A 25,984-nucleotide genomic window follows, 5' to 3' on the forward strand; every position below is an offset into this window, starting at 1 on the left:
TGACAACTAACTAAGTTTTGTCATAATAGCCATGAGAAAAACACATAGCTAAATAATGAGATCAACTTTATGGCACATGGAACTCCTCCTTTTAATGCCTTATATACTTTTATTATCACGGCAAAACACCTCAACCTCACCCATGCTGCAAATGAGCTATTTGTCACGCAAGGCGCTGTCAGTCGCCAAATTGCGTCATTGGAATCTTACCTTGGATTCAAGGTTTTTCTTCGCCATGCAAGGGGCCTGAGCCTGACAGCAAAAGGCGCAGAAATCCTGCCGAACATTAAAGCCGCTTACCAGCAGATCTTAGACACGACAAAACTGGCGATGGAATCCAACGGGGAAATAAAATTAAAAGCGACAACCTGTTCGACACGTTGGTTGATTCCGCATCTCGTCAAACTTCAAAATAACCATCCTGAGTCGAATGTTATTTTAACCGTCTGCACAGAACACGAAGTGGATTTTGGAAAGGAAAACTTTGATGCCGCCATCATCTACACAGAGAACCCAAAAAGCTTTGTAGATAAGGCTGCTAAAACAAATGCATTAACAATAAAGTTATTTGATGAACGGCTTTGTCCTGTAGTCGCTCCAAGCTTAATGGAAACCAGCAAACATTTTGATATTAACAACTGCACTTTTCTTCACCCAACTGAAGATAAAAAAGATTGGCAATTGTGGATTGATGAGAACAAGCAAGATGGCATCACCATGATGAAAAACCAACACTTTGAAACCATGGATTTGGCGATCAGCGCGGCCATTCAAGGGTTAGGAGTGACCATTGCAGACTTAAGTCTGGTGCAAGAAGATATCCGCATGAATCGACTGCAAAAAACAATGGATCACGATGTGCTAACAGGTGCGAGTTATTACCTAGTATTCAACCCTCTACAAATCATGACACCAGCGGTTGAAACCTTCATTGATGTATTAACCAGTAATAAAAAATAGAACCCTAAGAGAAAAGCAAAAATCCATTCATCAGTAAGCGATCAATAAAAAAACGCCTTCTTTTCCCGTCTCAGAAAAAAGAAAGCGTCATAATAAAACTCATTTTATAGGAAAGGTTTCCAAGCTTGGTCTGGCAAGATGTGCATGCCATTTTCAAACTGATCGCTTTGCTCAAACATGTGTTTTACGCCAGCGGCCATCAGCGCCAAAGACACATCAAATGCGTTCAAGCTGTCACCATAACCAGCGGTAAGATTAAACATAGCGCCATTCGATAACGCATAAAAATAATGCTCGCCTTTGCGGTATTCGTAAATTTCCGGCATGACTTCTTCTACTTGATAATCCGTCATGGCATCAAGGCGAATCTCGTGGCTTACGTGCCCTACATTCATCACAAACGCGCCAACCTTCAACTGGCTCAGCATGCTTTCACTCAACACACCAGCCACGCCTGTGGCCGTTACAACCACATCGGCTTGTGCAATCACATCATTCAAAGACGCCGTATGCCAGCCGTCGTAAGCCGCTTGTAAAAGACGAGAAGGATCGTTTTCTGCCACAATGACCTGCCCACCAAATGACTTCGCAGACGCAGCACAACCTTGTCCAACCAAGCCATAACCAATGATCACAACTTTCTTCTCATGCAATGACAAATGCGTGCGCTCCATAAAAGCTTGCCAAGCACTCAATCCCACCATGTGGCGATTATGCAAACCTTCTTTGGCATCCAAATCATCCCAATTAAATACCGGATGCTTTAATGGCATCTTGTCCAACACGGACACGCCAGAACCTGTGCCTTCTAAGCTGGCTGTCACACCAGAAAATTGTGACGAGCCATGATACAAACCACCTAACTGCGCGCCAAACTCACACAAATGGGTTGGCTTCCAATCCAGAGCTTTTTGCAAAGACGCCTGCCAATCAGACTCACTCATGTTTTTCCACGCGCTGGCTTCTGCGCCCAGAGACACCAAATACTCAACCACTTCATCTCGCACTGTTGTTGGATTACAAGTGGTTAAAAAAAGTTCGCCGCCTTGCTTCAAATAACCTTCGTAAAACGACACCATCTTGATGTCTAAATGGGTGCTCACCGCCAACCTTTTGCCTTCACAGTTTTGCAGCTGTGAAACAACATTGGCTGTACGTAACATATGGCGCGCATTCCACGCTAAATCTTGTGTAAAACTCATTTTTTTATTCCTAAATTGGTGTCACTAAGTTAGTAAAGCGTAATAAAAAGAAGAGAAAAACTGGCCGTTTGGGGGAAGACAAGCAATAAAAAGCCACATTTATTCACTATAAATAGCTAAAAACATGAATCTTTTTTAAGGCTATGTTTGCCGACAATATTCGCAAGTATCTCTTTGTATCAATACAAAAACACAGTGAGCATTCACCGCTATTTTTTGACTGTATTGATAGTCATCAGATTCCTTGCTGAACATTCCCGACAGAGAAACTGAGGGAGGCATCATCCTGATAATGCAGGTGGTGATTTAACCGAATCTGGAACAATAGGTCAAGATCATTCCTTGATCCACAAAGCTGCATCAATTCGCACATCACGAACATTCATGCGCCAATCAAGATGTGGCCCTGTAGAGCGACCAGTGGAGCCAACAGCGGCAATGGGGTCACCCTTTTTCACCAACTGCCCCACTTTCACATCCACACTCGACAGATGCAAAAAAGTACTGCTGATGCCCGCACCATGATCCAGAATGATCGTCCCGCCACTGTAATATAAATCGTCTTCGGCCAAGACTATCTTACCGCCCGCTGGCGCATAAACAGGCTCGCCTTTAGGTGCTGCGAGATCAATTCCCCAATGGGGGCTGCCCGATGCAATGCCGTTATAAAATCGCTCACTGCCATAAACGCCAGTAACACGACCTTCAATTGGCCATTGAAATGTATCGGTTCGCCAAAAATCATAATCGCCCACATTGGCACGAGCTTCTCGAACCTGAGCCGCTTCCGCCGCAATACGCTTTGCCACATCATCTGGCGGCGTCACACGAGAAGGCGGAACACCATTTACGCGTTGCACTTTATATTGTCGTGACGCAATGTTGAGCGTACTGCGTTTCACTTCGCCAGAAGGTGATGTAATGATGATGCGATGCTTCCCAGACACATCACGACCTAACCCAATGGCAAGATAACCTTTTGAATCTAACAGATAAGACTTACCAAGAAACTCAACAGAAGAACGCGGCGCAGCCTGAACAATAATATAACCACCACTTTGATACTGCTTTTCAGTAAAAGTGATGAATTGCGCGCTCAGCGGTAAACAGATGAACAGACAGCACAAAACGACTGCACTTTTTAAGTGATTCAACATAGTTACTAAAGCCCTAAAGACGATATTTTTGATTGGGTACTATGATCCAACTGCGCCCATTCCTTAGCAATATTGATTTGCATATTTGCAGAGGAAATCTCTTTAATAGTGAGGTTTACTGGCTTCTCCAAAGACTCTTCATACCACTGTAGGAAATCAAACAAATGCCAAATAGACACTTTTCCCGTATGTACAGGTTGAGGGAAATTAACCTTCGTGGTTTCTAATTTACGCAGATATTGTCTAGTCACACCGATCAGGTTGGCAATGTCAGTCAAGCCAACTAAATCAGGGGTGGATTCTATTAATTTGGCTTCTGGGATGGCACGTTTTACATCTTGAATGGCTGACTTTACGGCAGAAAAAGCATCAACCGCTTCGCGCGTAAACTGAAGAGCAACTCGACCTTTTTGGCGAATGCCGATAATCGCATCATCACAACCAGACTCACCCAAAGCTTCAATATACTCTTGGGGATCTTGAGTAGAATTCGGAAACGAAAACTTTAAAGTAAATTCAAATTCTTTCATACATTATGCCTTAGAGTCTGTGTTTCGAGCGGTACAATTATCAACGACTCTTTTAATTTGCTTAGCGTGGTTAACTGAGTTTTTAGGTGTACTCCAAATACTTGAAATACAAAATTCACCGCAACGACATTCTTTGTCGTTATAGGGGCAGTAAATTTTTCCCCAAACATGACCGCCACCAACTTCGACTTTCCAGCCAAGTTCTTCGGCATAACCAAGCGCTTCTTCCACTTCCTTTTTAGAGTGCTTTTTTCTAGACATATCACTCACAATCCTTTGCAAGAGTGTAGATTGGCAAGTATTGGTTGTCAATTGACAACCAATACTTATGAGAAATAAAACAAGGAATGTATCGAGGAAAAACACCTTTATTTCTCTGTCATTTCATTCCATTAACGATTTCAATGTATCTTGTGTAGTATGACATTTCCAGTCAGTATTCTGGCTATCAAGGCCAAATCCTTTGACATTTATGGCGAAAACGCCATCTTGAACGATTGTTCACTTTATTTACTCACTCCCTTCGTCTAATACGTTTTATATTAATGCTATCTAGACTATTTGAATCGTGAGTGGGTTTTATTATGAGTAAAGTGAAGATAGACATTGTGTCCGATGTGGTTTGTCCTTGGTGCATCATTGGGTATCGTAATTTGGAAAAAGCCATTGAAGAACTTGGTGTTCAGGATCAAGTTGAGATTGAATGGCAGCCATTTGAACTCAATCCAGACATGCCAGCAGAAGGCGAAGTATTAAGCGCGCACTCTGCTCGTAAATACGGCTCAACACCTGAAAGCAGCGCACAATTTCGCGTAGAGATGACAGCTCGCGGCAAAGAAGTTGGTTTCGACTTTGACTATTTCCCAGAAATGAAGATTGTAAACACACGCGATGCCCATGTTTTATTGGAATACGCGAAAGAATGCGACTTACAGACAGAGATGAAATTACGTTTTTTCTCGGCCTTTTTTACTGAACATAAAGACGTCTCAGATCGTAACGTTTTACTCAAAGAAGCCGAAGCCGTTGGTTTAGATGTGAATGAAGCAAAAGCGCGACTCGAAGACACTAGCTCCGCTCAGCACATTCAACAAATCGAATCACAATGGCAACAAATGGGCATTTCTTCTGTGCCAACTGTGGTTGTGAATCGTAGAAATGCCATTGCTGGCGCGCACCCAGTAGAATCGTTTAAACAACTATTAGAGTCTGCATTGGCAGGCTAAATGTCACTCTTGTAGAAAGTTTGGCGTACGCAGAAGCAATAACTTGCGTACGCCAATTCACTCGTTATCTGAGCAAAGTCCTACTGACTTTAAGGCTGATAAGGAAGTGAAGATTGATGCAAAATAATACGAACTTTACCGTCGTCACACTCTTTGAAAACAAAGCTTTTGTTAACAAAAATATGGCTGTCGTCATCACCGATAAAGTGCACATTACATTGCACAATCGCTAGGTCGTTATGCAATATAAAATCTTCCTTGCTGTACCAAACTTTTACCCAAGGCTTAAGTTTAAAACCTGTATCGTCAGGAAACTCACTGTTCCCACCGACAAAGTAAGAAAGCGCGCCTTCTTTCGTTGGGCGAAAGGTTTGCTGTCCAAATGTAAGAGTTGGCTTGAATAATACGTGGCCGTTATCGTAGTCATAATTCTCAGATAACACCTTAAGAGAAAACGCTTGAGCGTCACCACCTTCCGCATGAACTTGTCCAACTTTTACGACGTTGTCGCACCAAGTTTGCAGTGCTGTATGTGCCATTTCTTTTGTAAACATAGAAGTATACTTTTCCTTTAGAGGCTTCATTGTATCGATTCAATCACACACAGAAACACCGTTTAAAATGCTCCGTAATGCTTAACGTAAATGATAAGTAACTCTGTCATACGATAACACCAATAATCGTGGGTGAAATAAGATTAAATTATGAAAGAAAAAGGAGAAAGCCGAGCTTTCTTTAATCAGAACAAGCAACTTTTCACTCACCAAGGAGAGGTAAATGCTTACGTTGTTGGTAAGTTAAAGCCAGCTCTAAACATTGTTTGATGATGGCTTCTGGCAAGGGCTTCGACAAAGGCAAGATAATCGCTCTATTTCCCTGAAACTCTAACTCCTCGCCATAGAGTTCTCGATTTACGTAATGGTTCGGCGGGAAAAAAGATTGAACTTTAGTACTTTGTTAACAGCTGCCTACTAGTAGTGATACCGACAAGAGATCATCGTAATTGTCGTGTCTTCTACAGCGTAAACTAAACGATTGGTATCATCGATTCTACGAGACTAAAAGCCTGTTACTCATCAATCAATTCTCGCTGAGACGTTTGTCCAGCGCCAGACTCTTCAATAGAATGCCTTGTTAAGAGGCAATAAAATAGTTGACTAAAATTAGCGACGAAGGAGCAAAAGCCAACTGTTTTTTTGTCCTCTTAAGCGGCTTGTTAAATAGCAATTAGTACCAAAGTAACTACAAAAATAAATAAGACTAAAGAAAATAGATAACTTAACTTTTTATTTAATGAAGCCACTTGTTGTGACAGGTTATTAATCATTTCCGTTTTATCAATAACCATTTGTTGTACAACAACATCCTCTCTATCTGTAGCGCTTTTATCTGCATCGTTAGCTAATATGCTGCCACCTGCACCAGAACATGCAAAAATCATCAGGTTCTTAAATATATCCAGTTTCTGATAAACATCTAAGCCTAATGCGTCGGTGGTTTTTTCTCCAGAAAGAAATTCAGGGAAGATTTTTTCGGGAATTACTATACCTGAAAAAATGCCAAATAATATTAAAAATACGCCTTTCAAAAATCTCTCTGCTTTATAATCCAATATAAAGATAAAAGCCATAAGGTTAGATATGAATAAGAAAATCAAGGACAAAGTAATATAGTCATAATCTTTGAGAACGGGAACCGAGATAAAGAGGATTACAGTAATTGTGATCAATACTTTGTGGTGCATAGTATAATTTTGTGACATAAAATTCCTTGATGCCATTTAACGCCAACATTAGTGGCGAGTTGAGCCCAGCGAAAACGAGTCCAAAGCCCGCCTGAGCGGAGCGAGGGTCTTTCGGGCTGACACTACATGTTCTTGTTAGTTTCATTTAAATGTAGGGATAGTTGGAAGCGCACACCATGATGCTATCTTGTTGTATTTGGCCACCAATTCTTGAGCAATCTCGAAGCCTTGTTGTGTAGTATCAATGACTTTTCTAATAGAGCTATTAGTATCTCTGAGTTTATCTATAAATCGGGAAAACTTTACCATTGCTGAAGAAGACCGAACTTTTTCTTGGTTTTGTTCCTCTTCTATTGATTGAAGTGATTTCGATAGATCCATAATTGGCAAGGAAATTTCATCTTGCTTTGGAAGTATATCGCTTAGCTCCTCAAGGCATCCCATGCTTGCAGATATATCTGCATTGATGGTTATAGACATATTATTTTGAATGCAGGGATTAACTTGGACATTTATATGTCGAGGTTCCTTTTGTAATCCTTGCCCAACTAACAGAAGCAAGGAATCTATTCTTTCTTCACTACTTCTTATCCTATCATTCTGAGACGCAATAAAATCCTGCTGTGACTCAATCCTAAATTTAGCGGCCCTTACTTCATTTCTAAGATCTAAGATAAGTTTATCGTTCTGCGTGAATTTAGCAGGATTCTCTCTGCCAGACATAATTTGTTCGTATTCGTGTAGCGCTTTTTCGATAATTTCTGAGTTCCCGTCATCGGACTCTACTATCATCCTTACTTTTAAGCCTTTCTGCTCAATACGAACTGTTGCTGTTTGACTAGGATAATTCTCATGGAGATACGTAGAAAAGAAATTCAAAATACCTATTCCAGCTTGATGATATTCTGGAGGAAATTCAATGCTTTTATTGATGACTACATTTTCCTCATTGCGAGAATGAGGGTTTTCTTCTTGAACCAATTCAACTACATTTACATCAAATAACGTTTCTTGCGTTGAATAACCAATTACAAGAAATGGCACACTCAGGCTTATTGGTGACAGCATCTCTAACTGCTCTTGATAATATTCAAAATTGCTCATTCTTGACATGTGGCGAGCACGTTCGTCTTCAGGTATAGAATCCCGCATTGGTATAACTAGAATAGGTATATCAGCGACACCATTCCTCACTCCAAGTGTTGCATAAGTGAAAAGCCATCTAGATAAAAAGTCGGGATTGCCAAATCCGTGCTGCGCAGCTAAGCCATTCTTTTGCGGACCAATAAAACGAACAGGTAACCTCCGTCCAGAATTTGTAAAGAACGTTTGCTCAGTTACTTCCCACCCTTCATCATATAAAGCCTTTTCCCACAAAGCCCTTGTTCCCATTCGCTCTTCATCAGCGAGAGTTACTTTACCTAAAACAAATCTTTCAAGGGCTGTACAAAGAGATTCATATTCATTCGAGTATGAATTCTGAATTCGACCCCAAGCCCCCATAAAACTCAAAACACCTTGTATCAATTTATGTTCTCCTTTGCTCAGGGTAATGGGAAACTAACATTTTAATAGTGCACATGCGCGTTTACATATTTTTAAAACTCTCTAAACATCTCTACAACTAACTGAATATTCAGTACCTTACAAATCTATCCACAAAATTTAAAACGGGTAAACGAGCGTGCGTGTTATTTAAAAAAGAATAAAAGGGAAGGATTTATGGTAGATAAAACGTCCGTAAGTCTCTGTCATTTCATTCCGTTGTGACGTTAATGTAGCGTGAGTTGGTTTGGATTTCTAGTGTCAATTTTTTTGGTTGTAGATATGAACATTGAAGGATTTGAAAAATGACATTCCGCTGAGGTAGGCGGTAGTTTCGAGGAGGAATGTCATTTTCAAATATCCGCACAGTACAGATTAGTAGGGTCAAAGCCCTTTTCAATTAGCTCTTTATTCATTAAAGGTTTTTCGGATAGAAAAGGGGTTCGACCCTTGGCTATCTTTGTCTCACTGAAGTGCGACCTACTGAAGGAAGATTTGTATGCGTTCCCACGCAGGTGCGTGGGAACGAGTATGGTAATAAAGGGGGTTATTCGCCGATGTGCCAGCCGTTGGTGATTGGGTAGCGGCGGTCGCGGCCGAAGCCTCGGGCGGTGATGCGTACGCCAGTTGGTGCTTGGCGGCGTTTGTATTCGTTTAAATCGACAAGGCGAAGGACGCGGTAAACGGTTTCTCGGTCGAATTTCTTCGTGGCGAGTATGGCTTCTGCGCTTTGGTCTTCTTCTATGTACATGCGCAAGATTTCATCGAGTATGTCGTAGCTTGGCAAGGAGTCTTCGTCTTTCTGATCCGGTGCCAATTCAGCGGATGGCGGACGAGTAATCACGCGCTCAGGAATCACGTAGCCAAGTGTGTTGCGGTATCGGCACAGTCTGAATACGAGCATTTTGAACACGTCTTTTAGCACGGAATAACCGCCCACCATGTCGCCGTACAGTGTTGCGTAACCCACAGCCATTTCACTCTTGTTGCCTGTGGTAAGAACCATGTAGCCTTTTTTGTTGGAGATCGCCATCAAGGTGACACCGCGAGTTCGTGCTTGTAGGTTTTCTTCTGTGGTGTCTTTTCCGTAGCCTTCAAACTCTGGCGCGAGCACGTCAGAAAATGCCGACACCATAGATTCAATCGGCAACACGCTGTATTTCACGCCAAGTAATTTCGCTTCTTCTTCCGCGTCATGCAAGCTGATGGAAGAGGTGTAAGTGTATGGCATCATCACCGCTTGTACGCGATCTGCGCCAATGGCGTCTACCGCCACAGCAAGTGACAAGGCAGAGTCGATGCCGCCACTTAAGCCCAGTACGATGCCTTTGAAACGGTTCTTCTCAATGTAGTCACGCAATCCCAAAACCATAGCCTGATAAACGCTGGCTTCTTCGCTAAGCGCTGGCGCAATTTGCCCCGCAACAGGTTCAACTTTATTCGGTTGGTCGTCGTTGATGATCATATCAACGCAATACAAGCCCGCTTCAAACCAAGGCGCTTGCATGACTTTGTCGCCTTTGGCGTTCACGACAAAAGAGCCACCTTCATAGACTAATTCGTCTTGCGCGCCCATGTAGTTCACATAGACGATCGGCAAGCTGACTTCCGTCGCACGTTGATGCAATAAGGCTTCACGCTCGCCCATTTTTTCAATGTGATAAGGCGATGCATTCAAGTTCAAAATCAATTCAGCGCCAGCGGCTTTGGCTTGCGCAATCGGCTCTGGATGCCAAATATCTTCACAAATACTTAAACCAACTTTTGCCCCTTTAATGTCTACGATAACGGCTTCTTGGCCTTCGCTAAAGTAGCGTTTGTCGTCAAAGACAAGGAAGTTTGGCAGTTTTTGTTTGGCGTATTCGCCCAGCATTTTGCCTTGGTAAATCACGCTGGCACAGTTGAAAAGCTCGCCATCAATACGGCGCGGATAACCCACCACCAAATAGATGTCTTTCACTTCTTTTAATAAAGTTTCTAGCGCCGCTTCGATGCGCGTATCTAAACTGGGTCTAAGCAGTAAATCTTCTGGCGGATAGCCTGTTAAGGTCAATTCAGGAAAAACCACCACATCGGCTTTGTCTTCGTCGCGGGCTTTGTTTGCCGCATCAATAACCGATTGAGTGTTTTTCGTAATGTCGCCGACCAGCATGTCAAGCTGGGCCATTGCAATTCGTAATGTCATACAGTTGCTATCTCGTAAACTCTGTTAGATTATGCTGCTTATTGTCTGGAATTACACAACTTAGGTAAAGTCTATGATCGTCCGTTTGATCGTTTTTATTGCGATTTTTTTCATCGCTTGGTGGTTGTACCGCAAATTTATCACGTTTAAAGGTGGGCTATCCCCTACCAAATCAGAAAAAGTCAAATCTTCCAAAAAAGAAGAAGCACAAGAAAGCATGGTTCGTTGCACAGAATGCCAAACTTTCACGCCTCGTTCCCACGCTATTCATGACCAAGAAGCACGTCCATTTTGCTCCGCAGAGCATTTAAAAGACTTCAATAAAAAGTCTGATTAATTCACGGTAACCCAACCGCTCGAAATCAGTTTTCCATCGCGCCACCACCAGCATAAATAGACTTGCTGGTTTTGTGTGGCGCAGAGCCGGTAAGACGTTTGGATGGCTGATGTTGTTTCGCCTTCACTCTCTTCTTCATCTTCATCTTCATCTTCATCTTCATCTTCACTCAGATCATAACGAGACCATTGATACTGCAATGTTTGCCCATCTTTGCTCCAAGTACTTTCTTCATCGCTGGTTTGTTGCTCAGCCAGATCACAAAAACCAACGCAGTCGCTTAGCGTCGCCAGATGAAAAGAAGGAGAAGTCACATAGTCGTCAATAAAGTCTCGCCATTTTTGCTGATCTTCTTCTAAATCACTCAGCTGCCCGCGCCATTGATAAGACGCAATTACGGTGTTTTGAAAATGAGTCGATAAGCTAGATATCGCCAATAAAAGCGCAATAATGGGCAATGAAACCCAGCCTTTTTGATCATTTATAAAGGAACCTAAAAAGAGTTGGAAGAAGAAATAGACATCAAATACTTCCTCCTTTTAAGACGATTATTTGATTGCCAATATTCTGGCAAGGGGAAGTATAAGACCAAGTCTCGCCTCGCATCGAAAGGTAGCTTTGTTCTAACTGAGCGCCTCTTTCAGACTGACAATCATCCAAAGCATATTGGTACTCTATCCATAACCCTCGCAGCGCTTTTAGACTGAAATCACCATAGTTTGTGACCAAGGTATCAACAGAGCCGTCGTTGTTTTCATCCAACAAAGGGAAAATCGCTAAGCGCTCTATTCCGTTTAATAACTCCAATGAATTGCCACTTTCTTCCGGTGTTCGCCAAAAAGCGGTTCCGCCGTTTTTACCGGGCGATAAATACCAATAGAAACCGTCTTGGCTTTCCAAAACACCTGATTGCCCAATAGCCGTATCATCCATGAGCTGTATTTGAGTCTGAGTGCTGGTAACAGACAATACTTGCCCATGAAACTGCGCAGCACAGTTGGAAAAAATAATGCTGTCTCCGGCTTGCCAATGACAATCGAGCGTCGTTGAAAATGGATTCTCTGATATTGTTAACGTGCTTCTACAAGAGCCATAATCCACGCCTCTCAACCAATCTGAAGTGGCCATTACCACACGTGAAGACAGGCGATCAGGCTTTGCGCTTCCTGAGCCTATGGTTAAAAACATATCACTGCCATCGTAACAATTCGACGGCACCAAGCGCGCCCATTGGGCGTTAAAATGAGCATCTATAGCGGCTTTAAATTTGTGCTGATCTTGATAAATTTGCGCTAGAAAATGCCGCTCTTGCAAGCGCCCTAACGCAGCGACTAAAAACGGCAAGAACAGGGAAATCAGCAAACACACCACCAGCAATTCCAATAGCAAACTGCCTTTCAATTGTGATTTCATTCTTCGCCCTCCAAGCCCGTTTTAGACAAATAGGTTTCAGACAAATCATGTTGCGAGGCATAAAACCAGCGCTCTAGTTGGCTGCCAGTGCATTCCTGACATTCGGGGTAAGAATCACTGTCTTGGCCGTCGTCGTCCGCAGACCAACTTCGCTCTACTACCAGCATTTCCATCAAGGCCTGCTTTTGTTGGTTTTCTTCAAGCTTTCTTTGGTTTTCTGCTAACTGAATGGATTGCCACTGGGTTTGGCTTTGAACTTGAGCAAGGTGTAATACAAACGCCAGCAAGGCGAGACACAAAGTGACTTCTAGCATTATCCAGCCTTGCTGTGATTTACGAGAAATGCCGCCAGAAAAAGAGTGAAATTTCATAAGCAATCACCTTCGTCTTTTTCCTGAATATCTGTTCTGTAGAATCGACCACTTTGATTAAGAACCAGCATTGCTTGCCAACTTCCTAGACAAAATTCAAAGGTGCCATTTTGATAGCCAGATAAACCATTACTGTGAAATTCGATTTGCTGCTTGTTAACAGGAAAGCCAGCCCAAGACACAGCCAACAGATCATGAAAGGCAATAGAGCGATACGAGATATAGTCTGAACTTGATTCATCACCTTGATACAAAATAAAGCCAAAAGACCAATTTCCGTCACACGCTAAACCACCACAAACGAAACTAGGCGAACCACTGACGGCCGCCAACTGACGGGCTTGCAGCAAGGCATCGGATAATTCGTTAATGGCATTATTTAGAAGGGTTTGATCTTGCGTATCTTGACTGGCGGCTAGGAATTGCGCCGAGCCTGCATAAGCAAGAACACTGAGAATGGCCAGAACGCAGAGCATTTCTAGCAGAGAAAAGCCTTTTTGATGCAGCATTGAAAACCTCCTTGTTTTCGATCACTTCGAGCATCCTTGCTCTAATGAAGAGTGTGATTCACTGTCTTGATCAGCTACTCATAGCAAACCATTTATTGATGTGATTGGCAATTTGTCTTGGTTTTTGGAACGGCAAGGAATGATCACAGGCACTCATAACCTTGTGTTCCCATTCTGCTTTGTTCTGGTTCAGCAATTCATAATGCTGCTTTAATGCTTCATGGCTTAGCTCACCAGAGAAAAGAAACACCTGATCCGATGCATCGATTAGTGCTTCTCTTAAGCTTGGTTCTTGGCTCATTATTTCAACATGGTTTGTGACCGCATCCAGCGCATAAGCAAAACCAAAAGGACGATGAGCAAGACGAGATTGAGTGGTTGCTTCCGCCACTGGGTGTTTTCGACGGTTCGGTGAAACGCCGTCCATAAACTGTGCCACACCCAATTCCACATCGCCTGTTTCACGAATCAATTTTGACGCATGGCGATACTTCAAGCGTACTTCCATCAAGTTCGATAAGTCTTCTCGGTCCAAAGAAGCGGGTTCTAACAAGGCCATTTTGGCTTTTGGTTTGCCTTGCTGTTGGCGTCGATAATTCAAGTTCAAAGCAACCAAGCCACCTAACGAATACGCCACCGCATCGAAATCATCCCATTTAAGATGCGCCAATAAAGCTTCTATCTCATCGGTTAATTCGTCGATCGTCACCGCCTCTTCTTCACCATGATGATGAAAGGAATCTCCCATGCCTTTTAAATCTGGCACCAACATCCAGCGCCATTGTGTGAGATAAGGCAACATAGGCGAATAGGTAATTTCCCCCGCGACACCTGCGCCATGCAACAACAAACAGGTTCGATCTGTTTGGGCATTGGGATTTTCATAAAGACGATACGCTAGACGCGCACTGGGTAAAGTAAGAAAAAAAGTCTCAGACACTTGTAATTAACCTGTGAGGAACCTATTTAAAAGAATACAATATTTGCTATTAAAAACATGACTACATATTACTAGGTATTGATAAAAAATGTCAGAAATCAAACGGGTTAATCTCCCTTATCAGACATCCTTACTGTCTTTCTTTTCTGCCGTAAGAGATTTGCCCTACCCTGCTTTACTCGACAGTAATCACGAACATTTCTCCGATACCCAGTACGATATTTTAGTCGCCAATCCTTTGGCGCGTATTCGCCCGTCACAGGATGACACTTCAAACGACTTGATTTCATGGCGAGACACGCCAGTTTATGAGTTACAAAACACTCATAATCCAATGGATTTGTTAAACGAATTAATGACGTTGATTTGCCAAGAACCTTGGGCGAAATCTGCCTCGAAAGAACTGCCTTTTACTGGCGGTTTGCTAGGTTATTACGGTTACGAAAGCGGCCATTTTGTCGAAAAGCTGCCCGATACAGTCAAACATGACATTCAGTTAGCCTCGTTAGATATGGGACTTTATGCTTGGGCAGTGATTAGTTCTCATCAGGAAAAAACCACTCAATTGGTTCTCACGCCTTGGTGTTCTGATGAAGAAACAGAAGCGCTAGTCAAACGCTTTACCTCTGCTAAGTCTGACAACTTAAAAGACTTCACCCTTAAAACGCCTTTTGTCTCCAACATGACAGAAGGCGATTACGCGGAAAAATTTGCGGCGGTACAAGAGTACATTCAGTCCGGCGATTGCTATCAAGTGAATTTGGCTCAACGCTTTTCCAGCACTTACCAAGGTGACACCTTTACCGCTTATCAAGCATTGCGTGATGTTTGTCCGACGCCTTTTTCTGCTTATCTTGAAGTGTCGCCCGAGCAGAGCTTGCTAAGCCATTCTCCTGAGCGTTTTTTATTGTGTGATAAAGGCCGCGTTGAATCCAAGCCAATCAAAGGCACCATTGCTCGCGGCGCCACGCCAGAAGAAGACAAAGCCAATGCCGATTGGCTCATTGCATCGGAAAAAAATCGCTCCGAGAATTTAATGATTGTCGATTTGCTACGCAACGACCTTGGCCGCACTTGTTTAACCGGCAGCATCAAGGTGCCGAAACTGTTTGCCTTAGAAAGCTATGCCAATGTGCATCATTTGGTGTCTACCGTGGAAGGTGCAATAGACCAAGCTGACCAAGCCATTCGTGTGTTTCACCAAAGCTTCCCCGGCGGCTCTATTACTGGCGCTCCGAAAATTCGATCTATGGAAATCATCGACGAATTAGAACCTCATCAGCGTTCTGCTTATTGTGGCTCCATTGCTTACTTTAGTTCCAACGGACAAATGGACTCCAGTATTAGCATTCGAACATTGGTTGCCGACCATGGAAATTTGCATTGTTGGGCTGGCGGTGGATTGGTAGCCGACTCAAAATGCCAAGAAGAATACCAAGAAACCTTTACCAAAGTAGGTAAATTGACCCATACTCTAGAACACGTCTTTTTGAAGTAGGCCGTACAATGAGTGACATAGAGCAGTTTTTAAATGCTCCTCCTATCGACCTGAGCTTAGAGGAAATTCGCGCCGCGCTAGACAGAGCGCCTTATGCGCAGCAGATTCATAATCCGGACAGAGAACTCTTTCCAGATGGATATGACTTAGACTACCGCTCAGCTGCAGTACTGATTCCAATCTGGCGCAAACCAGAAGATGGTGAACTCTACGTGCTTTTAACCCAGCGCGCACTGCACATGCGAAATCACCCCGGACAAATCGCTTTCCCTGGCGGAAAACACGACCCAGACGACGCCAGCATTCAATACACAGCGCTACGAGAAACTTTAGAAGAAGTAGGATTAGCGCCAGATTGCTTCGATTTATTAGGCGAACTTGGAGAGTATTGCACCATTTCTGGCTATTGCATTAAGCCCATCATTGCAGAAATGACCCGAAGAAGTGAATTAAGCCTTTGTGAAGACGAGGTAAAATCTGTTCATTGGGTGCCATTGCGTCACTTGCTCACACCACAAAATTACCGTTTTAAAAAGAAAAAGCTCGATGCGATTTCCCGTGGTTATTTTGAAATTGAATACCAAGACATTCGGATTTGGGGTGTCACCGCAGGTATTTTATTTGGGCTTTACCAAACCCTAGCAGAGCACATTCGTTAGTCGATCTTCCTTATCGACTTTCTAAAAAAATTATCTGAAAAAAGCTTTCTAGATTAGCTTGCCACCTTGCCAGCCTGAACAGGATTAGGCTTCCACTTGCTCTACAGCGCTGAATTCCATCCTCGGACTTTCTGTCATGAGATGCATTTGCCATCTTGTATCAAAACGCTCGTAACACTCTTCTAGTGCTTGAATGTGCTCAAGCAAAATACTGCCCGCCTGCGTAATTTCAGTTGTGCGGCCATGTCGAGTTAATAACGGTTTCCCCAACTTGCCTTCCAGTTTTTGAATGTGCTGACTCACGGCTGGCTGAGTTAAACCCAATTGCTTTGCCGTTCGGGTAAAACTCCCCGTCTCGACCAACACTTTAAATGTCATGAGATGCTGTGTATTGAACATAAAGATTCCTTATAATTCATTTCATTATGCCCAAGCCTTTTCATAGGAACATTGACCTATATCGTGTTTTCGTGAAAGATTGACGGTAATTAACCCGAGTGGATGACAAGAATGACAAAACCGCAAGATGACCTACAACCTTGGTACGAAAGGCAATCTGGCCACAAAGCATCCCGCGATAACGACTATCGAACACCTTATCAAAGAGATCGCGCCCGCATCATTCACAGTGCAGCGTTTCGTCGTTTGCAGTCTAAAACTCAAATTCTTGCCATTCGCCAAAACGATTACAGTCGCACCCGTCTTACTCACTCTTTAGAAGTAGCACAAATTGGCAGCGGTATTGTTCATCAATTGAAACATAGCTCCCCTGCTGATGCGGATTTCCAAAAGTGGCTCGCAGACGATTCGCTCATCGAAACCATTTGTTTAAGCCATGACATTGGTCACCCACCTTTTGGCCACGGCGGTGAGATTGCATTAAATTACATGATGCAGTCCCACGGTGGCTTTGAAGGCAATGCTCAATCTCTGCGCATATTAGGAAAACGAGGTTCTTACTCGCAAAACTTTGGTATGGATGTGACTCGACGCACTTTATTGGGCATTCTGAAATACCCTGTTTTATACCAAAACGTGGTTGGAACTTATCCGGAAAAGCACACCAATTTCCGCCAATTTAAAGCATCCCAATGGGCGCCACCGAAGTGCGTTTATCAAGACGAAGAAGATTTATTAAACTGGATTCTTCAACCCTTCAGTGAAGCCGATAAAACGGCTTTACAGGCAGTCAGAAGAACAGACAATAATCACGCAAAAGCAACCCATTCGAGCTTTGATACCAGCATTATGGATCTCGCGGATGACATTGCTTACGGCGTACACGATTTAGAAGATGCCATTGTGCTTGGCATGGTGACCAAAGATATGTGGCTAGAGCATTTGGAACCTAAGCTTTCCGCGCTTGCTTCGCCTTATCTCGCGAAAAACTTAAACAACATTCGCACACAATTGTTCAGCCGCCAGAGTCATCTACGAAAAGAGGCTATTGGCGACCTTGTCAGTTGGTTTATCACTTCGTGCCAAGTGATTGAAAATACAAACTTTGAACACCCATTACTGCGCTTCCAAGTCGGCTTGCCAGAAGGTCAGCGCCAAGCACTTTCTTTGCTAAAGCAGTTTGAAATGCAGCACATAATTCAACGACCAGAAGTACAAATGCTCGTCTATAAAGGTCAGCAAATGCTTTTAGAAATGTTTGAAGCTTATGCCGCAGACCCAAATCGACTGTTGCCAAGAGAGATAGCAACAGAATGGCGTAAGAGCCAAGAACAAGGTGAAAACGGGCTTAGAATAATTTGTGATTACATGGCATCCATGACGGACGATTATGCGAGCCGTATGTACAACAAGTTGTTTGTGCCGAGCTTAGGCTCTGTATTTGAGCCGATGTAGCGCAATCCAATAAACCTGCCACCTCATTCCATAAGAGCACATAGAACATAAAAAAGCCCCAAACTCAAAATATGCATTTGAGTCTGGGGCTTTTCTATTTCGCTATATTCTACTGATTAAAGCTGAGTGTGCAGACCACATTCGCGGTTAGACAAACCTTTTGTTGGATCAAAGTAGTTTTCAACGTTTGGTAAGTCATGCTCTTTCAAGTAAGCCAACATATCCGCTTCTTTCCAATGTAAGAAAGGTGCAACCTTGATAACACCATCCGCGCCTTGGCTAATCACTTCCATATTTTGACGGAAGGCTGTTTGTTCTGAACGCACACCGGTGATCCAAACATCTGGAGCAACTTCTTTCATGGCTCTTGTGAATGGCTCTAGCTTGAAGTTTTGAGTAAAAGCATCGTGACTTTCTTCGCCCACATCTGGCACACCACCAAAGGCATTATCCCAACGAGCAGCTGTAATTTTTGGCGTGTAAACTTCTACTTCCAGCTCAAGAGAAGCAATGAGTTTTTCAGCCACAAGGTAAGTATCACGAGTGTTATAGCCAGAATCAGCCCAAACCACAGTAATGTCTTTTTTAGCCTGTACTGCGGTATGAAGAACCACGGCTTCCATTGGTCCAAAATGCGTAGAAACAATCGGTTTTTTACCTTGCTCAACAGCCCATTTAATAATCTCTAATGGCGTTGCAGCGCTCAATTCTTTATTCGCTTTAGCTATATCAATCATACAAAAACCTATAAATAAATTATAAAAAATGCAATTTCGCTAGAATGCCATTAATTTAAAAAATTATCTACGGTAATTTATAGGCAATAACGCCTACAAATTAAGCGCCATCCCACTTTCTGGTAAAGGCAAAGCCGTTTTATATCGCACCTGTTTTAACGCAAAGCTAGAGCGGATATTTTCCACACCTTGGATTTTGGTTAATCGCGTGAGTATCAAGGTTTCTAATGCCTGAATGTCTGGAACCAAGACTCGCAATAAGTAATCTTCATCCCCTGTCATCAAATAACATTCCATCACCTCTGGGCACTCGGCGATGGCACTTTCGAAAACTTCTAGTGCTTCTTCATCTTGCTTCTTTAGCCGTATGTGAATAAAAACGTTCACATGCAAGCCAAGCTTCTTCGCGGAAACAAGAGAAACCTTGCCATTTAAAATGCCCATTTCCTCAAGTCGCTTTACTCTATTAAAGCAAGGTGTCGGCGACAAATTCACCAGACTCGCCAGCTCTGCATTTGTCATATCACCATTAATCTGCAAGTTATTAAGAATGGCGATATCTTTATTATCGAGCTTAACCACACAAATTATCCTTTAAATTAACTTAATTTAGATAATATATACTGCAATTAAGTTTTATACGACAAACAAAAGAAACTTTCTCTGAAAGAATTTGGATACTCTATTTCTAAGCCATCTAATGAATGTGAGTCCAATATGTCTAAAATCTTAATGCCACCTATCACGAAAGATTCTTGGAACATTTCTTTGCTTTCTCCGCAGACAAAAGCCCTGTGTGTTTTATTTGTTGCCATCATCATTTGGGGAGGAAATTGGCCTGTGATGAAAGCAGGTTTGAACCACATTACGCCATTCTGGTTTTCCATGATGCGATTCGCTTTAGGTGGCGCGGCTTTATTTGCCTTCCAATTCATGACTAAAAGCCTTTATATTCCGACAAAAAAAGACCTGCCATTAATACTCAGCATCGGTCTGATACAAATGATGGTATTCACAGTGCTTGGTTCCATTGCCATGACGCAAGTGGACGCTGGACGCTCAGCGATTCTCGCCTACACCACCACATTGTGGGTACTCCCCTTGTCTGTGGCTTTTTTTCGCGAAACCTTAGCGGCAAAGCAATGGCTCGGCGTCATCTTAGGTTTAGCTGGCGTTATTACTTTGTTTAACCCTTTTAGTTTTGACTGGAGCAACTCGTCACTATTAATGGCAAACGGTTTGCTACTGATTGCGGCTTTTTGCTGGAGCTTATGCATCATTCATTTGCGTCATTCAAAATCCTCTGCCACCGCTTACCAACTCGCACCTTGGCAGATGCTAACAGCAACAGTTCCATTAGTTTTTCTAGCCTATTGGATCGAAGGCCCATTTACCGGCGATGGCAGTGCTGACTTTTGGGCAATTTGCTTGTATTTAGGCCCTCTTGCCACCGCGTTTTGCTTTTGCGCGGTAAACGGAGCAAGCCGAAAATTGTCTGGCACCTTCGTCTCAACTTCCATGCTTGGCGTGCCAGTAACAGGACTACTGTTTTCAAACTTCTTTTTGAGTGAAGCCCTCACCATTCCACTGATTGCTGGAGCCTTGTTAATTTGCAGTGGCATATTTTTTGTCATCATCAGCGCTAAGAAGTAAGTCCAGAGCGGTTTAGAGCTTACTTCAAAACATCAGACCATCACTCCAAAGACGCCTCTCCATGAAGGTATATTTCATTTTTTATCGAATATTTGAAATATACCTTCATAAAATCTCATCATAAGAAACATCACGGAAGATATAAGCGAATTATGAAAGCACTTTACTCATCAATCAGAGTAATCTAATAGTGTATAAATTTTATGCACACAATAGAGTTCGCCCTAAAGCGTTCTCTATACCATTCTTATTACAAAAAAGTGTGTGAAGGTTTATTTCATAAAATAACTAAACGGAAGGAACATCCATGACAAGCTTTCTTAGACACACAAACATTCAGAAGGCGATCGAGCCCCATGAATTGTATTCCCAGGCGATTCAAGCCGACAGGCTATTATTTATTTCTGGGCACAACACTGACACAATAACCGATCCATCAAATACAAATAAAGCCTCAATAGAAGCGCAAACCACAACAGTATTCGAGAATTTAAAAGCCATGAGTGAAGCCGCTGGCGGTTCACTTAAAAACATGGTGAAGCTCAATATCTATCTGACAGACCTATCTCATCTTGATACCGCCAACCAAGCAATCGAACATTATTTCAGTCCTCCTTACCCTTGCCGTACAACTTTAGTTGTAAAAGCTTTGGAGAATGAAGCTGATATCAGTGCAGACGGCATTGTCATTCTACCCAATCGCTTTAGCCTAGAAGAGCTGGCTGTCATTACTTAGGGCAAACCTTACAAGCCCCCACATATCAAGCATTACAAGAAATCCGCCTATTGGCGGATTTTTTAAACCCAACATTTAAAATGAAAGAATATTTCAAAAAATACAATAGTTAATAAATATAAAATTATAAATATACAAAATTGAGAAAGTTTAAAATAAATATTAATAAAAAATCGAGAGCACATTTCATTTCTAAGAAGCTAATCTATTTAGCACAAACTAACAAAAGGAACGAAATATGAATCTCGATAAATTTGAACGCTACCCCCTCACCTTCGGCGAAACAGCCATTGAATACTTACCACGTTTAACAGAAGCCGTAGGCGGCAAAGTAGAAATCTACGCAAAACGCGAAGACTGTAATTCAGGCTTAGCTATGGGCGGAAACAAATTGCGTAAATTGGAATACATTATTCCTGATGCCATTGCCTCTGGCGCCGACACTTTAGTATCCATTGGTGGCGTGCAATCAAACCACACACGTATGGTCGCGGCTGCAGCCGCAAAAATTGGTATGAAATGCCGCCTAGTACAAGAAAGTTGGGTACCACATGAAGATGCTGTTTATGACCGTGTTGGTAACATCCTAATGACACGTTTAATGGGTGCAGACAGCCGCATTGTTGATGACGGCTTTGACATCGGCATTCGTACTTCCTATGAAAAAGCCATTGCAGACGTTAAGGCCGAAGGCGGCAAACCTTACGGTATTCCTGCTGGTGGCTCCGTTAACAAATTCGGTGCTATTGGTTATGTGGCCTTCGCTGAAGAAGTGAAAAAGCAAGAAGAAGAATTAGGTTTCAAATTTGACTACATTGTCGTGTGTGTTGTTACTGGCTCCACTCAAGCTGGCATGATTGTGGGATTTGCTGACCAAGGTCGTGCAGATCGTGTTATTGGTATTGATGCTTCTGGCACCGTTGAACAAACTCGCTCTCAGGTTCGCCAAATTGTTGACAATGCAGCCGAGTTAGTTGAATTAGGCCGCAAGGTGACAGATGAAGAAATCGTCATTAACCCAGATTACGCTTATCCAGCCTATGGCGTTCCAAGTGCAGAAACCAATGATGCCATTCGCCTTGCTGCTCAAACAGAAGCCATGATGACAGACCCTGTTTACGAAGGTAAATCCATGCAAGGCATGATCGACTTGATCAAAAAAGGTGACATTCCTGAAGGATCAAAAGTTCTTTATGTTCATCTTGGCGGCGCACCAGCATTGAATGGGTACAGCTACACATATCGTAATGGTTAAGACTGATTGAAAGCCACGCAATAACACTTTTCGGACAATCCCGAGAAGTGTTATTTCACTCTTCTTTTAATTTCTATATGATAATTTCATCAAACAAAGAAAAGTGAGAAGAATCCAGCATGAATAAAGTTGATAAGAAAATCTTACATCTTTTACAAGAAGATGGACGACTCACCAACGCCAACTTAGCCGACAAAGTAAACGTTAGCCCAGCCACTTGTCATCGCCGCACTCACCAGCTTTTCAAAGAAGGCTATATTAGTGAAGTAAGAGCCATCATCGCGCCAGAAAAAGTCGATCGCAGCGCCTTGGTTTTGGTGGGAGTTGTGCTTGATCGATCAACAAAAGAAAGCTTTGCCTCCTTTGAAGCTTCTATAAAAACACTGCCTTTTATTTTAGATTGCTATCTTGTGGCGGGAGATTTTGACTACTTTTTAAAGGTTCGCGTTAAAGACATGGCGGATTTCAACAAACTGCACAGCGATCAACTACTGGAGCTACCCAGCGTGCGCCAGCTTAGAACCTTTTTCGTGATGAAAGAAGTTCAAGACAATGCCCCACTGTTTTTCTAACAATAGGCACAAACGAAGAACTTAAGTCGGCTTTTGGGACTGTTTTAAACTGTCCATAAATTTACTGAAACGTCTTTGCCTTGTTTCTGCCCTCTTTGCACTTGTTAAACCATGAGCAATCACATAACGACTGGACTTGGTTAAGGTCGCATAAAACGCCTTCGCTTCAGGGTTATTATCTAACGCCTTGATGAAATCTTCCGGAACTTCCATCTCACTTACAGAGTAAGCATTTTCCCAGCGCCCATCGGCTTGCGCCGCACGCACATGAACAAGCCCCACTTCCTCCATTCGACCTTCAGCGATCAACCGCTCTACATGATCACGGTTTCTCTTTGACCAAACACTACGCGATTTTCTTGGTGTGATTCTCTGCAAATACGCTTGATCATCAAGAGACTTTTTAATGCCATCGATCCAGCCCCAACACAAGGACTCGACCACAACATCATCCCAAGTCACACTCATCACACCAGATTGTTTCTTAAAGATTTTCACCCACAATTCCATTTTTGAATCGTGATGAGACCTAAGCCAATCAGCAATCTCATTTGCGGTTGAAAACATTAATGTGTTTTGATTTGTTGGATCCGACATAAGCCTCTTTTCCTTGAAAGCAGTGTTTAGATACAAGAATCCAAACACCGCTCGTTAGCTCTAACACCTAGAGTTTGCTCTATTTCTCTTTTTTCCCTGGCAACATGCGTGTTAGCGTGTCGTCTTTTTGAACAATATGATGATGTAAAGCCGCACCAACATGAGCAACAACCAACACCCAGAGTATCCAAGGACCACTGACGTCTTTATGGAAAAAGTCCCACTTCTTCTCCCAAATGTCCCACTCTGTGTTGAACAAATCTAGAATCCATTGCCCCAAGCCTGTGTTACGAAAGGAAGGAATTTCAAAGAAACCATAGTTAACGGAGCCGCCAAAGCCAAACCACCCAGAAATAGGCATAGCAAACATAAAGAAATACAAAAGCCCATGCATGCCATGAGCACTCATACTTTGCCATTTCGGCATATCTGGCATCTTAGGTTGAGGGTTCATAAATTTCCATATGATGCGCAAAGACGCCCAGCCAATCACACTAAAGCCTATGGCCACATGAATACTTAACATTGAGCGATACGAAGCGTCATCCGAATCCAAAAACCACAACTTATAATAAATAATGACGTAGGCGGAAATAATGCAAAGCGCCACCAGCCAATGAAACCACTTGGCAACACTGCCATAACTTCTTTCAGTATTCTTGATCATCGCCTTTCCTCTCCTGCTGATATTAAAACTAAAAATAGGCTTCTATGAATCGCTGGCACCATAAATTTTGCCGTATAAATAGACATCTTCTCTTTCATTTTGTTGCTGCGCGATTTTAGGAAGACTTCCCCATTGTTGGAATGTCTGTTTTTCAAAGAAGGTCTGGCTCTTGGTATTGCTGGCGTAGATATAGGCGACAAGATGAGTAAAGCCAATATTAGCTTGCTGCATTTCTAAATATTGAATGAGTTTTTTTCCAATGCCTTTAGCCTGCCATTGAGGTGAAACATACAGGCTAATTTCGGATGCAGTGTCAAAAGCAGGCAACCCGTAGAAAGGTTCAATTGAGCACCATGCAATGATGTCCCCAGCCTCTTCAAACACCAGCATTGGGTGTTTGTCTGTGGCATTTTCCAGCCAGTCCATAACATCAATTAAGCTGATATGAGAGTTTCGCTGAGTGCTCTTTGCAAAAGGGTCACAGAGTTGAAAAATAGACAAAATATGGGGAGCATCGTCTAACTCTGCTGTCCGAATCTTCCCCATATCAATGCCTTTATAAAATCCGTATTGCTTCTGTTTGCCGTTTAGCCTTGCTCAAGCAAAGTACGCAAATCGATAATCGCGGTGTTGGCCCTAGAAATATAAGACGCCATGACCAAAGAGTGATTGGCTAATACTCCAAAACCACTGCCGTTTAGAATCATAGGTGACCAAATACTGGTTTGTGTTGCTTCCAACTCACGAATAATCTGACGCAAACTAACTAAGGCGTTTTTATCTTGCAAGGTAAAGAAGAAATCCACTTCCACTGCGCGTAACATATGAATCAGCGCCCAACTTGCTCCTCGTGCTTCATAGAATACATCGTCTACTTTGCTCCAAGGCGTTTTCACATATTGATAAGTGCCAGTATCACTGGTTTGGCGAGCGTTCTTGTCTCCTGCTAAATCTGTGTTCTCACGAACATTCGCCACACTTGCAGAAAGACGTTGAGAAAGGCTTCCCAAACGAGTACTTACGTCAGATAACCAATCCGATAAATTATCAGCACGAGCATAAAACTGTGCGTCATTTTTACTGGTATCAGCAAGACGATCAAGATATTCCATCAACTCGTTATTACCACGGCGATATTCGCTTTCACTAGAAGGCAGCGCCCAACTTTTGGTGTCAAAGTTAAACTGTGGCTCGGCGATTTTTAAGTTCACATCTTCGGTTGATTGAGACTGAGAACGGCTGAACTCTTTACGCAAGGCTCTTGCTAAATCTCGCGACTGAACTAAGGCACCAAATTCCCATGCTGGCATGTTGTCCATAAAAAGCCCTGGTGGCGTGACATCATTGGTAATAAAGCCGCCTGGTTTGTCCAATAAAGTACCAATAATGGTGTGTAAAGTGCTGGCAGTTGTGTAGCCAACCACTAATTTTTTACTGTTATTCAAGTAGCCCTTGGCTTCTGCTTTCTCTTTTGCCGTGGCAACCACATCAAAAGAATCTGGCTCACTACTCCAGTACATACCTAGAAAACTTAGGAGTACACAAATAACCGCAACAACCGCAATGATCACTTTCCAAATCCCTGAAAAGCCCACCCGCGCACTTAAACCTTTAAATTTATCAACTAACCACGACAT

Annotated in this window: 30 protein-coding genes and 1 pseudogene; 10 read left to right on the top strand and 21 right to left on the bottom strand. The window is 42.7% G+C overall.

Annotated features, from left to right (window positions below; translation table 11 throughout):
- The first annotated feature begins 69 nt into the window (after window positions 1–69).
- Window positions 70–960: a LysR substrate-binding domain-containing protein gene (locus AC0L46_RS03525; RefSeq protein ID WP_473505790.1), complete on the top strand. Its 891-nt coding sequence runs from the start codon at window positions 70–72 to the stop codon at window positions 958–960.
- 104 nt (window positions 961–1,064) lie between these two features.
- Here AC0L46_RS03525 and AC0L46_RS03530 read toward each other — a convergent pair whose 3' ends face one another.
- The 4 genes from AC0L46_RS03530 to AC0L46_RS03545 form a co-directional block, all read right to left on the bottom strand.
- Window positions 1,065–2,162: an NAD(P)-dependent oxidoreductase gene (locus AC0L46_RS03530; protein WP_473505792.1), complete on the bottom strand. Its 1,098-nt coding sequence runs from the start codon at window positions 2,160–2,162 to the stop codon at window positions 1,065–1,067.
- A 335-nt stretch (window positions 2,163–2,497) separates the two neighbouring features.
- Window positions 2,498–3,319 (bottom strand): M23 family metallopeptidase, encoded by an 822-nt coding sequence (locus AC0L46_RS03535; protein WP_473505794.1) that lies wholly within the window; start codon window positions 3,317–3,319, stop codon window positions 2,498–2,500.
- A 5-nt stretch (window positions 3,320–3,324) separates the two neighbouring features.
- A complete protein-coding gene (locus AC0L46_RS03540) occupies window positions 3,325–3,849 on the bottom strand; it encodes a DNA-binding protein (RefSeq protein WP_473505796.1) in 525 nt (174 codons plus the stop codon).
- A gap of 3 nt (window positions 3,850–3,852) precedes the next feature.
- Window positions 3,853–4,110, bottom strand: a complete 258-nt coding sequence (locus tag AC0L46_RS03545; RefSeq protein WP_473505798.1) for a hypothetical protein — start codon at window positions 4,108–4,110, stop codon at window positions 3,853–3,855.
- Between the two features lie 323 nt (window positions 4,111–4,433).
- On the opposite strand from AC0L46_RS03545, the gene AC0L46_RS03550 reads away from it, so the two are divergent.
- The gene (locus AC0L46_RS03550) at window positions 4,434–5,075 is read left to right on the top strand and encodes a DsbA family oxidoreductase (RefSeq protein ID WP_473505800.1); all 642 of its coding nucleotides are present in this window, start codon (window positions 4,434–4,436) and stop codon (window positions 5,073–5,075) included.
- Window positions 5,076–5,164: 89 nt separating this feature from the next.
- On the opposite strand, the gene AC0L46_RS03555 is transcribed toward AC0L46_RS03550, so the two are convergent.
- From AC0L46_RS03555 to AC0L46_RS03575, 5 genes and pseudogenes are all read right to left on the bottom strand, one after another.
- Window positions 5,165–5,629, bottom strand: a complete 465-nt coding sequence (locus AC0L46_RS03555) for a phosphoribosyl-AMP cyclohydrolase (protein ID WP_414680270.1) — start codon at window positions 5,627–5,629, stop codon at window positions 5,165–5,167.
- A 417-nt stretch (window positions 5,630–6,046) separates the two neighbouring features.
- Window positions 6,047–6,133, bottom strand: a pseudogene (locus AC0L46_RS03560) (type II toxin-antitoxin system YoeB family toxin); the annotation flags it as partial.
- 158 nt (window positions 6,134–6,291) lie between these two features.
- Window positions 6,292–6,837: a hypothetical protein gene (locus AC0L46_RS03565; RefSeq protein ID WP_473505802.1), complete on the bottom strand. Its 546-nt coding sequence runs from the start codon at window positions 6,835–6,837 to the stop codon at window positions 6,292–6,294.
- Between the two features lie 123 nt (window positions 6,838–6,960).
- Window positions 6,961–8,346 carry a BglII/BstYI family type II restriction endonuclease gene (locus tag AC0L46_RS03570; RefSeq protein ID WP_473505804.1) on the bottom strand — a complete coding sequence of 462 codons (1,386 nt, stop codon included), beginning with the start codon at window positions 8,344–8,346 and terminating at the stop codon, window positions 6,961–6,963.
- Between the two features lie 565 nt (window positions 8,347–8,911).
- Window positions 8,912–10,549 carry an NAD+ synthase gene (locus AC0L46_RS03575; protein ID WP_473505806.1) on the bottom strand — a complete coding sequence of 546 codons (1,638 nt, stop codon included), beginning with the start codon at window positions 10,547–10,549 and terminating at the stop codon, window positions 8,912–8,914.
- A gap of 73 nt (window positions 10,550–10,622) precedes the next feature.
- Here AC0L46_RS03575 and AC0L46_RS03580 point away from each other — a divergent pair, with 73 nt between their 5' ends.
- Window positions 10,623–10,886 (top strand): PP0621 family protein, encoded by a 264-nt coding sequence (locus AC0L46_RS03580; protein ID WP_473505808.1) that lies wholly within the window; start codon window positions 10,623–10,625, stop codon window positions 10,884–10,886.
- Here AC0L46_RS03580 and AC0L46_RS03585 read toward each other — a convergent pair.
- The 5 genes from AC0L46_RS03585 to AC0L46_RS03605 all read right to left on the bottom strand — a co-directional run bounded on the left by AC0L46_RS03585 (window position 10,883) and on the right by AC0L46_RS03605 (window position 14,119).
- On the bottom strand, window positions 10,883–11,344 hold the full coding sequence (locus tag AC0L46_RS03585; protein ID WP_473505810.1) for a hypothetical protein: 462 nt from the start codon (window positions 11,342–11,344) through the stop codon (window positions 10,883–10,885). The two genes, AC0L46_RS03580 and AC0L46_RS03585, sit on opposite strands and share 4 nt — an antisense overlap.
- Window positions 11,345–11,408: 64 nt before the next feature.
- The gene (locus AC0L46_RS03590; protein ID WP_473505812.1) at window positions 11,409–12,299 is read right to left on the bottom strand and encodes a hypothetical protein; all 891 of its coding nucleotides are present in this window, start codon (window positions 12,297–12,299) and stop codon (window positions 11,409–11,411) included.
- Window positions 12,296–12,670 carry a type IV pilus modification PilV family protein gene (locus AC0L46_RS03595; protein WP_473505814.1) on the bottom strand — a complete coding sequence of 125 codons (375 nt, stop codon included), beginning with the start codon at window positions 12,668–12,670 and terminating at the stop codon, window positions 12,296–12,298. Before AC0L46_RS03595 ends, AC0L46_RS03590 begins: the two co-directional genes overlap by 4 nt.
- Window positions 12,667–13,179, bottom strand: coding sequence for a GspH/FimT family pseudopilin (locus AC0L46_RS03600; RefSeq protein ID WP_473505816.1), 513 nt, complete (start codon window positions 13,177–13,179; stop codon window positions 12,667–12,669). The genes AC0L46_RS03595 and AC0L46_RS03600 overlap by 4 nt, the downstream gene beginning before the upstream one ends.
- A gap of 70 nt (window positions 13,180–13,249) precedes the next feature.
- A complete protein-coding gene (locus AC0L46_RS03605) occupies window positions 13,250–14,119 on the bottom strand; it encodes an alpha/beta hydrolase (protein ID WP_473505818.1) in 870 nt (289 codons plus the stop codon).
- A gap of 88 nt (window positions 14,120–14,207) precedes the next feature.
- Here AC0L46_RS03605 and pabB point away from each other — a divergent pair, with 88 nt between their 5' ends.
- Window positions 14,208–15,617: an aminodeoxychorismate synthase component I gene (gene pabB, locus AC0L46_RS03610; RefSeq protein WP_473505820.1), complete on the top strand. Its 1,410-nt coding sequence runs from the start codon at window positions 14,208–14,210 to the stop codon at window positions 15,615–15,617.
- Between the two features lie 8 nt (window positions 15,618–15,625).
- Entirely contained in the window at window positions 15,626–16,276 is a 651-nt protein-coding gene (locus AC0L46_RS03615) for an NUDIX hydrolase (RefSeq protein ID WP_414680284.1), read from the top strand.
- Window positions 16,277–16,360: 84 nt separating this feature from the next.
- Here AC0L46_RS03615 and AC0L46_RS03620 read toward each other — a convergent pair whose 3' ends face one another.
- Window positions 16,361–16,675 (bottom strand): LysR family transcriptional regulator, encoded by a 315-nt coding sequence (locus AC0L46_RS03620; protein WP_473505822.1) that lies wholly within the window; start codon window positions 16,673–16,675, stop codon window positions 16,361–16,363.
- Window positions 16,676–16,786: 111 nt separating this feature from the next.
- On the opposite strand from AC0L46_RS03620, the gene AC0L46_RS03625 reads away from it, so the two are divergent.
- Window positions 16,787–18,130 carry an anti-phage deoxyguanosine triphosphatase gene (locus tag AC0L46_RS03625; RefSeq protein WP_473505824.1) on the top strand — a complete coding sequence of 448 codons (1,344 nt, stop codon included), beginning with the start codon at window positions 16,787–16,789 and terminating at the stop codon, window positions 18,128–18,130.
- Between the two features lie 116 nt (window positions 18,131–18,246).
- Here AC0L46_RS03625 and AC0L46_RS03630 read toward each other — a convergent pair whose 3' ends face one another.
- Together AC0L46_RS03630 and AC0L46_RS03635 are read right to left on the bottom strand one after the other, a co-directional pair.
- A complete protein-coding gene (locus AC0L46_RS03630) occupies window positions 18,247–18,867 on the bottom strand; it encodes a phosphoadenosine phosphosulfate reductase domain-containing protein (protein WP_473505826.1) in 621 nt (206 codons plus the stop codon).
- Between the two features lie 93 nt (window positions 18,868–18,960).
- Window positions 18,961–19,449 carry an Lrp/AsnC family transcriptional regulator gene (locus AC0L46_RS03635; protein ID WP_414680287.1) on the bottom strand — a complete coding sequence of 163 codons (489 nt, stop codon included), beginning with the start codon at window positions 19,447–19,449 and terminating at the stop codon, window positions 18,961–18,963.
- A gap of 135 nt (window positions 19,450–19,584) precedes the next feature.
- Between AC0L46_RS03635 and AC0L46_RS03640 the strand changes: the two genes are divergently transcribed.
- From AC0L46_RS03640 to AC0L46_RS03655, 4 genes are all read left to right on the top strand, one after another.
- The gene (locus tag AC0L46_RS03640; protein ID WP_473505828.1) at window positions 19,585–20,520 is read left to right on the top strand and encodes a DMT family transporter; all 936 of its coding nucleotides are present in this window, start codon (window positions 19,585–19,587) and stop codon (window positions 20,518–20,520) included.
- 307 nt (window positions 20,521–20,827) lie between these two features.
- Window positions 20,828–21,256 (top strand): RidA family protein, encoded by a 429-nt coding sequence (locus tag AC0L46_RS03645; RefSeq protein ID WP_473505830.1) that lies wholly within the window; start codon window positions 20,828–20,830, stop codon window positions 21,254–21,256.
- Between the two features lie 238 nt (window positions 21,257–21,494).
- The gene (locus tag AC0L46_RS03650; protein WP_414680290.1) at window positions 21,495–22,511 is read left to right on the top strand and encodes a 1-aminocyclopropane-1-carboxylate deaminase; all 1,017 of its coding nucleotides are present in this window, start codon (window positions 21,495–21,497) and stop codon (window positions 22,509–22,511) included.
- Between the two features lie 119 nt (window positions 22,512–22,630).
- Complete coding sequence (locus AC0L46_RS03655; RefSeq protein WP_473505832.1) at window positions 22,631–23,083, top strand: Lrp/AsnC family transcriptional regulator; 453 nt, start codon at window positions 22,631–22,633, stop codon at window positions 23,081–23,083.
- Between the two features lie 21 nt (window positions 23,084–23,104).
- Here the strand turns inward: AC0L46_RS03655 and AC0L46_RS03660 are convergent, their stop codons facing one another.
- The 4 genes from AC0L46_RS03660 to AC0L46_RS03675 all read right to left on the bottom strand — a co-directional run bounded on the left by AC0L46_RS03660 (window position 23,105) and on the right by AC0L46_RS03675 (window position 25,984).
- A complete protein-coding gene (locus AC0L46_RS03660) occupies window positions 23,105–23,680 on the bottom strand; it encodes a YdeI/OmpD-associated family protein (RefSeq protein ID WP_473505834.1) in 576 nt (191 codons plus the stop codon).
- Window positions 23,681–23,759: 79 nt separating this feature from the next.
- Window positions 23,760–24,347 (bottom strand): cytochrome b, encoded by a 588-nt coding sequence (locus tag AC0L46_RS03665; protein WP_473505836.1) that lies wholly within the window; start codon window positions 24,345–24,347, stop codon window positions 23,760–23,762.
- A gap of 42 nt (window positions 24,348–24,389) precedes the next feature.
- A complete protein-coding gene (locus AC0L46_RS03670) occupies window positions 24,390–24,893 on the bottom strand; it encodes a GNAT family N-acetyltransferase (protein ID WP_473505838.1) in 504 nt (167 codons plus the stop codon).
- Window positions 24,894–24,934: 41 nt separating this feature from the next.
- Window positions 24,935–25,984: a DUF2333 family protein gene (locus AC0L46_RS03675; protein ID WP_473505840.1), complete on the bottom strand. Its 1,050-nt coding sequence runs from the start codon at window positions 25,982–25,984 to the stop codon at window positions 24,935–24,937.

It is taken from the genome of Marinomonas sp. 15G6-16 (assembly GCF_055809555.1).

Bases quoted from the DNA above. Each gene is read 5' to 3' on its own strand.
- AC0L46_RS03555 (WP_414680270.1), bottom strand. From the start codon at position 5,629: ATGTTTACAAAAGAAATGGCACATACAGCACTGCAAACTTGGTGCGAC.
- AC0L46_RS03525 (WP_473505790.1), top strand. From the start codon at position 70: ATGGCACATGGAACTCCTCCTTTTAATGCCTTATATACTTTTATTATC.
- AC0L46_RS03625 (WP_473505824.1), top strand. From the start codon at position 16,787: ATGACAAAACCGCAAGATGACCTACAACCTTGGTACGAAAGGCAATCT.
- AC0L46_RS03595 (WP_473505814.1), bottom strand. From the start codon at position 12,670: ATGAAATTTCACTCTTTTTCTGGCGGCATTTCTCGTAAATCACAGCAA.
- AC0L46_RS03540 (WP_473505796.1), bottom strand. From the start codon at position 3,849: ATGAAAGAATTTGAATTTACTTTAAAGTTTTCGTTTCCGAATTCTACT.
- AC0L46_RS03665 (WP_473505836.1), bottom strand. From the start codon at position 24,347: ATGATCAAGAATACTGAAAGAAGTTATGGCAGTGTTGCCAAGTGGTTT.
- AC0L46_RS03655 (WP_473505832.1), top strand. From the start codon at position 22,631: ATGAATAAAGTTGATAAGAAAATCTTACATCTTTTACAAGAAGATGGA.
- pabB (WP_473505820.1), top strand. From the start codon at position 14,208: ATGTCAGAAATCAAACGGGTTAATCTCCCTTATCAGACATCCTTACTG.
- AC0L46_RS03580 (WP_473505808.1), top strand. From the start codon at position 10,623: ATGATCGTCCGTTTGATCGTTTTTATTGCGATTTTTTTCATCGCTTGG.
- AC0L46_RS03650 (WP_414680290.1), top strand. From the start codon at position 21,495: ATGAATCTCGATAAATTTGAACGCTACCCCCTCACCTTCGGCGAAACA.
- AC0L46_RS03630 (WP_473505826.1), bottom strand. From the start codon at position 18,867: ATGATTGATATAGCTAAAGCGAATAAAGAATTGAGCGCTGCAACGCCA.
- AC0L46_RS03545 (WP_473505798.1), bottom strand. From the start codon at position 4,110: ATGTCTAGAAAAAAGCACTCTAAAAAGGAAGTGGAAGAAGCGCTTGGT.
- AC0L46_RS03660 (WP_473505834.1), bottom strand. From the start codon at position 23,680: ATGTCGGATCCAACAAATCAAAACACATTAATGTTTTCAACCGCAAAT.
- AC0L46_RS03675 (WP_473505840.1), bottom strand. From the start codon at position 25,984: ATGTCGTGGTTAGTTGATAAATTTAAAGGTTTAAGTGCGCGGGTGGGC.
- AC0L46_RS03640 (WP_473505828.1), top strand. From the start codon at position 19,585: ATGTCTAAAATCTTAATGCCACCTATCACGAAAGATTCTTGGAACATT.
- AC0L46_RS03530 (WP_473505792.1), bottom strand. From the start codon at position 2,162: ATGAGTTTTACACAAGATTTAGCGTGGAATGCGCGCCATATGTTACGT.
- AC0L46_RS03600 (WP_473505816.1), bottom strand. From the start codon at position 13,179: ATGCTGCATCAAAAAGGCTTTTCTCTGCTAGAAATGCTCTGCGTTCTG.
- AC0L46_RS03615 (WP_414680284.1), top strand. From the start codon at position 15,626: ATGAGTGACATAGAGCAGTTTTTAAATGCTCCTCCTATCGACCTGAGC.
- AC0L46_RS03575 (WP_473505806.1), bottom strand. From the start codon at position 10,549: ATGACATTACGAATTGCAATGGCCCAGCTTGACATGCTGGTCGGCGAC.
- AC0L46_RS03670 (WP_473505838.1), bottom strand. From the start codon at position 24,893: ATGGGGAAGATTCGGACAGCAGAGTTAGACGATGCTCCCCATATTTTG.
- AC0L46_RS03535 (WP_473505794.1), bottom strand. From the start codon at position 3,319: ATGTTGAATCACTTAAAAAGTGCAGTCGTTTTGTGCTGTCTGTTCATC.
- AC0L46_RS03550 (WP_473505800.1), top strand. From the start codon at position 4,434: ATGAGTAAAGTGAAGATAGACATTGTGTCCGATGTGGTTTGTCCTTGG.
- AC0L46_RS03645 (WP_473505830.1), top strand. From the start codon at position 20,828: ATGACAAGCTTTCTTAGACACACAAACATTCAGAAGGCGATCGAGCCC.
- AC0L46_RS03620 (WP_473505822.1), bottom strand. From the start codon at position 16,675: ATGTTCAATACACAGCATCTCATGACATTTAAAGTGTTGGTCGAGACG.
- AC0L46_RS03590 (WP_473505812.1), bottom strand. From the start codon at position 12,299: ATGAAATCACAATTGAAAGGCAGTTTGCTATTGGAATTGCTGGTGGTG.
- AC0L46_RS03565 (WP_473505802.1), bottom strand. From the start codon at position 6,837: ATGTCACAAAATTATACTATGCACCACAAAGTATTGATCACAATTACT.